We start from the raw sequence: 8,138 nt of genomic DNA, 5'->3' as shown, positions 1-8,138 counted from the left end.
CGATAGCCCAACGTGTATTGAGTTGCTACCGCAACAGGGTGGGTAGAGGGGTTCGAACCCTCGACCTTCGGAACCACAATCCGACGCGCTAACCAGCTGTGCCACACCCACCATACTGATAAAATAAACCGTATAAATGTGCCAGAAGGGATTCGAACCCCCGACCCACGGCTTAGAAGGCCGTTGCTCTATCCAGCTGAGCTACTGACACATATTGATAAATCTTAGAAAGTAAAGAGCGGGTGATGGGAATCGAACCCACGTATTCAGCTTGGAAGGCTGATGTTCTACCATTGAACCACACCCGCATATGTATATTCAATTTGAAGTCGGGGTGACAGGATTCGAACCTGCGACCCCCTGGTCCCAAACCAGGTGCTCTAGCCAAACTGAGCCACACCCCGATAAGTGATGTCCGCGTTTCATGCGTATCTCTCTCGCGAACAAAAAGAAGTATATAGGAGAATAGCGTTAATGTCAACAACTTTTTTCAAATTTAATTGTTAGATTTTAACCTGAAGTTTCTGAAATTCCGACAACTTCTTTTTGTATTGAGATTGATACCTACAAGCTATTCCAGAATATGACTCAAGCCCTGTGCGATAATCGTTACGACGTGTTCGTCGGCGAGGCTGTAGTATATCTGCTTACCCTCGCGTCGGCTCTTTACAAGCTTATTAGTACGAAGAATCTGGAGCTGATGAGATACTGCAGACTGGGTCATTCCAAGGCTCTCTGAAATATCGCATACGCAGAGCTCCGTTTCGAATAAAGCAACAAGGATTCTCACTCTTGTGCTATCACCAAATACCTTAAAAAGCTCTGCCAAATCATATAGAGCATCCTCATCTGGTAGTTCTGTTAATACCTTATCTACTAAATTTTTATGAACACAATGTTCTTCACAACACTCTACATGCTTTCCCATATCTGTACTCCATTTCAAATATTATAGTATTACTATAACACAGTTTACTTCACTCTTAATGCTCTAATTGCATTTAAAACTGCAATAACCATAACTCCAACGTCTGCAAAAATTGCAGCCCACATGTTGGCTATACCAAAAGCTCCAAGAATAAGGCAACCCACCTTGATTCCAATTGCAAAATATATATTCTCATAAACTATTCTCATGCACTTACGGGCAATACCAATAGCCTTTGCAATCTTCTTTGGGTCATCATCCATAAGAACGATATCTGCAGCCTCTATAGCTGCATCTGAGCCTAATGCGCCCATTGCAACACCAATATCTGCTCTGGACAGTACTGGTGCATCATTGATTCCGTCTCCGACGAAAATCAGCTGTTCCTTTGACTGTTTTAATTCTAACAGCTCTTCCACCTTTGTAACCTTGTCAGCTGGAAGAAGCTCTGAGTAAACCTGATCAAGTCCTAAATCTGCTGCAACAATATCTGCCACCTGTTTGCTGTCTCCTGTAAGCATAACAGTCTTTTTTACTCCAGCCTTCTTCAATGCTTGGATAGCTTCCTTAGAAGTAGATTTAAGCTTATCTGAGATAAGTATGTATCCCTTATACTGGCCAGCAATAGCCACATGAATCACAGTACCTGGCTCATTTACACTATTAATAGAAAGACCCAGGGATGACATAAGCTTTTCATTACCTGCTGCCACCTCTAATCCATCCACATTAGCCTTAATTCCTGCTCCTGCCACTTCTTGTACATCAACAACCTTTGATGAATCTATTGGCTTGCCATAAGCCTCTTTAAGACTCTTTGAAATAGGGTGATTAGAGAATACCTCTGCCATGGCTGTCTTCTCTAAAAGCTCAGCTTCAGAAATATCTGATGTCACAATCTTTGTAACCTGAAATACACCTTCTGTAAGTGTGCCTGTCTTGTCCATTACAACATATTTAGCACGTGATAATAAGTCTAAATAATTAGAACCCTTAACAAGAACACCTGCATGGCTGGCGCCACCGATTCCTGCAAAGAATGTAAGCGGAATACTAATTACAAGTGCACATGGACAGCTAATAACAAGGAATGTAAGAGCTCTGTAAATCCACTGTGTCCAAAGTGGATCCATACCAATAATAAGTCTGATTACTGGTGGCAATACAGCAAGTGCCAATGCTGAGTAACATACAACTGGTGTATAAACTCTGGCAAATCTTGAAATAAAATTCTCTGGCTTAGATTTCTTAGATGAAGCATTCTCCACCAAATCCAAAATCTTAGAAGCTGTAGATTCGCCAAATTCTTTTGTAGTACGGATTGTAAGCACACCTGACATATTGATACAGCCAGATATAACATCATCTCCTACCTTAGCACTTCTAGGCACGCTCTCGCCTGTGAGAGCAGCTGTGTCGAGGCTGGCTGAACCATCAATAACAACACCATCAATAGGTATCTTTTCACCTGGCTGAACCACTATCTCACTTCCGATTTCAACCTCATCTGGATCAACCTGAACGAGTTCACCATTTTGCTTCAGGTTAGCATAATCAGGTCTGATATCCATAAGGGCTGAAATATTCCTACGGCTCTTTCCGATGGCATATGACTGAAACAGCTCTCCAATCTGATAGAACAACATAACTGCAACACCCTCGGTGTATTCGCCAAGAGCCATAGCACCAACAGTTGCCACTGCCATAAGGAAGTTCTCATCAAATACCTGTTTATTTTTGATGCCCTTAAATGCCTTTTGTAATATGTCATATCCTATTACAAAATATGGAACCAAAAACAGCACAAATCTGATGATGCTACCCTCCTCAAGTGGAAGAAGCAACAGAGCCACCATCAATACTGCTGCAATTATTATTCTATATAAAACCTTCTTCTGCTTCTTAGTCATATCGTACCTCTTCGTAGAATGTAAAATTTCATAGGCGGCTCATAATCTTGGCAAGCGCGAGCAAGAGGGCCCCGCTCAGGTTCTTTGACATCTAGTCAAAGGTTCTGAGATGGGAGATGGCTTGCGGGAGCATGAGAACCTAGGCTACCGCCTTTAAAGATATATCTCACAGTCGTCCTCAACCTTTTTACAATTCTTAAGGACCTCATCCATAACAGCCTTTACATCTGCCCCATCCTCGAACTCTACACTCATCTTAAGTGCCATAAAATTTACAGATGCATCTGCAACCCCAGCTGTATCCTTAGCAGCCTGCTCCATCTTATTTGCACAGTTAGCGCAATCAACTTCAATCTTATAAGTTTTCTTCATTTATGTTTCCTCCTCGTCTGAACATTTGAATGATTGTTCATATGTTGATATAAATATAAACCCATCAACATTATCTGTCAATGGGTTTCATAAATTTTTCTTATTTAGTTTCTTCCTTAACTATTTTCTTTATCTCTTTGTATACAGTATCTGAAATCAGATCATAGCCTTCAGCAGTAAAATGTATTCCATCAGTGTAGAGGTATTCTTTACCAACAGTTACAGCTTTTAAATCAATGACATTGATACCTGCCTCTTCTGCTACAGATGAAATAATCTCGCCAAGCTCACCATTTACGATGTCATTCTGAACACTATACTCTGCCTGCTCCCTGTTTTCTATAGGAAAACAATATGGGCTGCGCATAAGATAAACCACAGGCTGCTCTTCAAGATTCTGGTAACTCTTAACCAGATTAAGAAGACCTTCTCTGTACTCTTCAGGATTCCAGTTATATGTCTTTGTATCATTGGTTCCAAGCATCAAAATAACAATGTCTGGCTTTGATTCTAGCGACTCCTTATACTGCTCTGATTCCACATAAGGTAAATCCCCACTTGCAGACGCAGTGGCATTTCTAAGACCGTAATTTGATACCAAATAACTTGTTCCTAACTTTACCTGAAGCTGAGATGGATACGAATCAATTTCCCTTGTTTTTAAAACACCACTTCCGTATGTAAGACTGTCTCCAGCACAGGTGATACGCACTCTTGTGTCCTCACCGCCAAACATACCCGAATTAAAAAGCACCACAAAAAGCAGAACTATCGCAACTAGTAATACAACCATCTTTCTTTGAAATAAGCCTCTCACAATTTCTTTAACGTCCATGACATCTACCACAAGCCAAGTATTAGTCTAATGACTCAATTACAATTAGCGTCCCCTCTTCTATAGTTATGACTCCCTCATCCTCTGCAAGCTCATTACTGACAGTAAGTGTACTAAATCCATGAATCTCACCATCTTTCACGGGATATTTGAAGCCAGTCATATTAAGCCCTTTTACTGGCCCCATATAAGGAAATACAGATATATATTTTCCAAACTGATAATCCTTTTCCACAATATAGGTTTCACCAGGCTTTATCATTTGAATGGAGTTGTGGGAATCCAACATGGTAACTTCCCTGTCAGCAAGTAATCCCTTTCCAACAAGACTGATATTTCCAAGTACATGATCAATACGAGTTCCTGTGACTCCAAGAAGGAAAATCTCATCCTCCTCTGTAGTCTTTTTTATCGCCAAATCCAAAGCCGCCTCAGTGTCAGTATCATCCTTTACAGGATTAAGTCTAATCACCTGAACACCAGCCTTTTCTGCGCTGCCACTAACATCCCCAGATGCCGAATCAAAATCACCTATCAACACATCAGGCTTAATACCCATGCGTTCGCATGCTTCATAACCCTTGTCGCATGCAATCAAAAATAAGGAGGACTCATCTAAGTCCTCAATGAATCCTCCTATAAACTTTTCATCAATATTGCCGCCTGCAATTATAACTACTATCACTGCATTTTCTCCAATAATCTCTCAGCGTTAGCCTTAATATCGCCATTAAATACAGCTGAGCCTGCAACTATAATATTGGCACCAGCCTCTAATACATCCTCAATTGTGTCGTCGTTAATTCCGCCGTCCACCTCGATGTCTATTTTCAGTTTTTTCTGACGTGCCATAACAGAAAGCTCTCTCACCTTATCAATGGTGTAGGGGATAAGACTCTGTCCACCAAAGCCTGGATTAACAGTCATGATGAGGACCATATCTACCTTTTCAAGAACATGCTGAATCTCACTGAGCGGAGTAGCTGGGTTGATGGCAACACCTGCCATCACTCCTGATTTTTTGATTAAATCTATTGTGGCATCAAGATGCTTGCATGCCTCGGCATGAACTGTAATAATATCCGCTCCAGCATCAACAAAATCCTTAATGTAACGTTCAGGATCTACAATCATAAGATGCACATCAAAAAGTCTGTCTGTGTATTTACGTATAGTACGAAGAACCGGAATTCCAAAGCTAATGCTAGGAACAAATACTCCATCCATTACGTCAAAATGAACGTACTGTGCGCCTGCTTCGTCAATAAGTTCCAATTGCTCCTTAATTATTCCAAAATCCGCAGATAAAATTGATGGTGCCAGACATTTTTCCATGGTCTTCTCCTATCGATATTTATTATTTTGTTGTTCAACCATCTCAGAGTAAATCTGTAGATAGTTTTCGTATCGGCTGGCTGCAATCTCTCCTGACTCTACTGCCGCCTTAACTCCGCAGTCTGGCTCCTTATGATGAGCACAGCCTGTAAATCTACAATTCTCAGCAGGCTCTATAAACTCAGGAAACAGCCTGTATAAATCCACTGGATCCACCTTCGGTACAAACAGTGATGAAAATCCCGGCGTGTCCATTATGTATGTATCATCACCAAGATATAAAAGCTCTGAATGTCTTGTGGTATGTTTTCCTCTGCCGATTTTCTCGGAAACCTCGCCAGTTTCCATAACCTGACCTTCAGTAAGAATATTAACGATAGAACTCTTACCAACGCCAGATGGGCCCGCAACAGTGGAAGTCTTTCCCTTTAAAATATCTTTAATAGCATCGATGCCTGCTTGTTCCTTTGCAGAGGTAAATATTACCCTGTAACCTGCAGGCTCGTATGTGTCTCGCATCTGCTGTTGAAAACCTTCATCAGCAAGATCGTCCTTGTTGAAACAAATAATGATTGGAAGATCCTGCTCTTCCATCATGCATAAAAATCTATCTAAAAGATTGAGATTAGGCTCAGGGCTTTTAGTAGCAAAAATGAGCAATGCCTGATCTACATTCGCCACGGCAGGTCTGATAAGCTCAGACTTTCTTGGGAGAATGTTGATAACATTGCCCGTCATTTCCTCTTCTGAAATAACGTCGATTTCCACGTCGTCCCCTACAAGAGGCTTTATTTTCTCTTTTCTGAAGGCACCCTTTGCCTTGCACTCGTATACACCGGATTCTACCTGAACATAGTAGAATCCAGCGATACCTTTAATTATCTTTCCTGTCATAAATTAGTTTGGTGTTCCCTTAACAGTCTGAGTTGATGTCTCTGTAGCGTTTGGATTTGGCTTCATACTTCCATCACCTGAAAGATATAAAGGTGTGTAAGTAAGTGTAACTGTGAGAGTATCAACCTTAACCTCTGAAATATTTATAGAACCATTCTTTGGTATTGTTCCTGTTTTACCAAGCTCAACAATTTCATATGTGCACTCGCCATCATATGGATTTGGAATGCTGTAGCTATATGTAACATCTTCCTTGCCCTTGCTGATTACAAGAGTAATGCTTGTGTTAGGTGTTACCTTTTCGCCTGCCTCGATAGACTGACTTACAACAGAACCGGTTGGAACGTCCTCTGAGAACTCCTGAGTAGTGCTTGTAACTACAATCTGCGAATTGCTAAGTGTCTGTGTAGCATCTGCCTGTGTCATACCAACAACACTAGGAACTGAAACTGTTCCGTCAGAAGATGAGCTAGACTCTGACTCCTTTGACTCTGATTTTCCTGAATCCGATGATCCATCAGAACCTTCAACTGTAAGACGAAGTGTGTCGCTGAGAGAGAATTCCTTGCCCTCTGGAACAGACTGCTCTGTGATGATTCCATCTGACACATCATTGTTATCTTCGTAAGATACAACTACATTCTTATCTGTAAGACCAAGATCCTCAAGCTGCTGAAGAGCTTCCTCGTACTGAGTACCTACTACATTAATCATTGTGACCTTCTTTGAACCAAAACTGAAAAGGCCTACAAAATTGCCAGCGATAACTACAAGAATTGTAACGATTGCTATAGCTGCAACAATACCTGAGATTGTAAGGATACGATCCATCTTAGAATCTTCCTCTTCATCATCATAATCGTCGTCATCATAGTATTCGTCATCGTAGTACTCATCATCATAGTACTCGTCATCATAATCATCATTGAAAGTAAGAGCCTCTGCAGCACGCTTTGTAAGAGTCTCCTCCTGCTCTGGAGTAACCTTATGCATAACACGTGTCTGACCAAAATCTGACTCTACAATAGTAACGAAATCTTCGTTAGGGCTAACAAGAGCCTTCTTTAAATCCATAAGCATATCTGAAATAGTGGCATAACGTCTGTCTGCCTTTTTCATGGTAGCCTTAAGGATAATTTTCTCAAGCGAAATAGGAAGGTCTGGTGCATATGCGCTAGGTGCAACCATCTCCTCCTGAAGATGCTGAATAGCGATAGCTACAGTGTTGTCACCATCAAATGGAACACGACCTGTAACCATCTCATACATAACGATACCAAGTGAATATATATCGCTCTTTCCATCTACGAAACCATTTCTAGCCTGCTCTGGTGACGAATAGTGAACAGAACCCATAACATCTGCATGAATAGTGTTTGAGCTGGCTGCACGGGCAATACCAAAATCTGTAACCTTAACCTTACCCTCTGTAGAAATGATAATATTCTGTGGCTTAATGTCACGGTGGATGATGCCCTTCTGATGAGCTGCCTCAATACCACGACCAACCTGGATTGCAATAGAGATTGCCTCTTTAAAATTAAGTTGCCCCTTCTTCTCAATGTAAGTCTTAAGAGTGATTCCTTCTACATACTCCATAACGATGAAGTACATACCGTTCTCAGAACCTACATCATATATATTAACGATATTTGGATGCTCTAAACCTGCTGCTGACTGAGCTTCTGTTCTAAACTTAGCAACAAATGTTGCATCCTCGGAAAATTCTGGTTTTAAAATCTTAATAGCAACTTCACGTCCAAGGATATGATCCTTTGCGCGATAAACATCAGACATTCCGCCTGAGCCAACCTTATCTATAATTTCATATCTATCTGCTATAAATACGCCTTGTGTAATCATG

The 8,138-nt window shown here is 41.0% G+C and carries 8 protein-coding genes and 4 tRNA genes; all 12 read right to left on the bottom strand.

Annotation, left to right across the window (positions count from 1 at the left end; translation table 11 throughout):
* Positions 1–37: 37 nt before the first annotated feature.
* The 12 genes from BUA88_RS11930 to pknB all read right to left on the bottom strand — a co-directional run bounded on the left by BUA88_RS11930 (position 38) and on the right by pknB (position 8,137).
* Positions 38–111 (bottom strand) — tRNA-His (locus BUA88_RS11930).
* Positions 112–137: 26 nt separating this feature from the next.
* Positions 138–211 (bottom strand) — tRNA-Arg (locus tag BUA88_RS11925).
* Between the two features lie 26 nt (positions 212–237).
* Positions 238–308 (bottom strand) — tRNA-Gly (locus BUA88_RS11920).
* Positions 309–329: 21 nt separating this feature from the next.
* Positions 330–404: transfer RNA gene (locus BUA88_RS11915), tRNA-Pro, on the bottom strand.
* Between the two features lie 167 nt (positions 405–571).
* Positions 572–928, bottom strand: coding sequence for an ArsR/SmtB family transcription factor (locus BUA88_RS11910; protein WP_072918325.1), 357 nt, complete (start codon positions 926–928; stop codon positions 572–574).
* Positions 929–972: 44 nt separating this feature from the next.
* On the bottom strand, positions 973–2,838 hold the full coding sequence (locus tag BUA88_RS11905; protein WP_072918323.1) for a heavy metal translocating P-type ATPase: 1,866 nt from the start codon (positions 2,836–2,838) through the stop codon (positions 973–975).
* Between the two features lie 153 nt (positions 2,839–2,991).
* Positions 2,992–3,210, bottom strand: a complete 219-nt coding sequence (locus BUA88_RS11900) for a cation transporter (RefSeq protein ID WP_072918321.1) — start codon at positions 3,208–3,210, stop codon at positions 2,992–2,994.
* Between the two features lie 100 nt (positions 3,211–3,310).
* A complete protein-coding gene (locus BUA88_RS11895; RefSeq protein ID WP_072918319.1) occupies positions 3,311–4,045 on the bottom strand; it encodes a GDSL-type esterase/lipase family protein in 735 nt (244 codons plus the stop codon).
* 22 nt (positions 4,046–4,067) lie between these two features.
* On the bottom strand, positions 4,068–4,730 hold the full coding sequence (locus BUA88_RS11890) for a thiamine diphosphokinase (RefSeq protein ID WP_072918317.1): 663 nt from the start codon (positions 4,728–4,730) through the stop codon (positions 4,068–4,070).
* Positions 4,727–5,380 carry a ribulose-phosphate 3-epimerase gene (gene rpe / locus BUA88_RS11885; RefSeq protein ID WP_072918314.1) on the bottom strand — a complete coding sequence of 218 codons (654 nt, stop codon included), beginning with the start codon at positions 5,378–5,380 and terminating at the stop codon, positions 4,727–4,729. Before rpe ends, BUA88_RS11890 begins: the two co-directional genes overlap by 4 nt.
* Before the next feature lie 9 nt (positions 5,381–5,389).
* The gene (gene rsgA / locus BUA88_RS11880; protein ID WP_072918311.1) at positions 5,390–6,274 is read right to left on the bottom strand and encodes a ribosome small subunit-dependent GTPase A; all 885 of its coding nucleotides are present in this window, start codon (positions 6,272–6,274) and stop codon (positions 5,390–5,392) included.
* Between the two features lie 3 nt (positions 6,275–6,277).
* Entirely contained in the window at positions 6,278–8,137 is a 1,860-nt protein-coding gene (gene pknB, locus BUA88_RS11875) for a Stk1 family PASTA domain-containing Ser/Thr kinase (protein WP_072918309.1), read from the bottom strand.
* Between the last annotated feature and the right edge of the window lies 1 nt (position 8,138).

The organism is Pseudobutyrivibrio xylanivorans DSM 14809, from assembly GCF_900141825.1.
In the GTDB taxonomy this organism is placed as follows: domain Bacteria; phylum Bacillota; class Clostridia; order Lachnospirales; family Lachnospiraceae; genus Pseudobutyrivibrio; species Pseudobutyrivibrio xylanivorans.
This window is presented reverse-complemented; position numbering and strand designations above follow the sequence as displayed.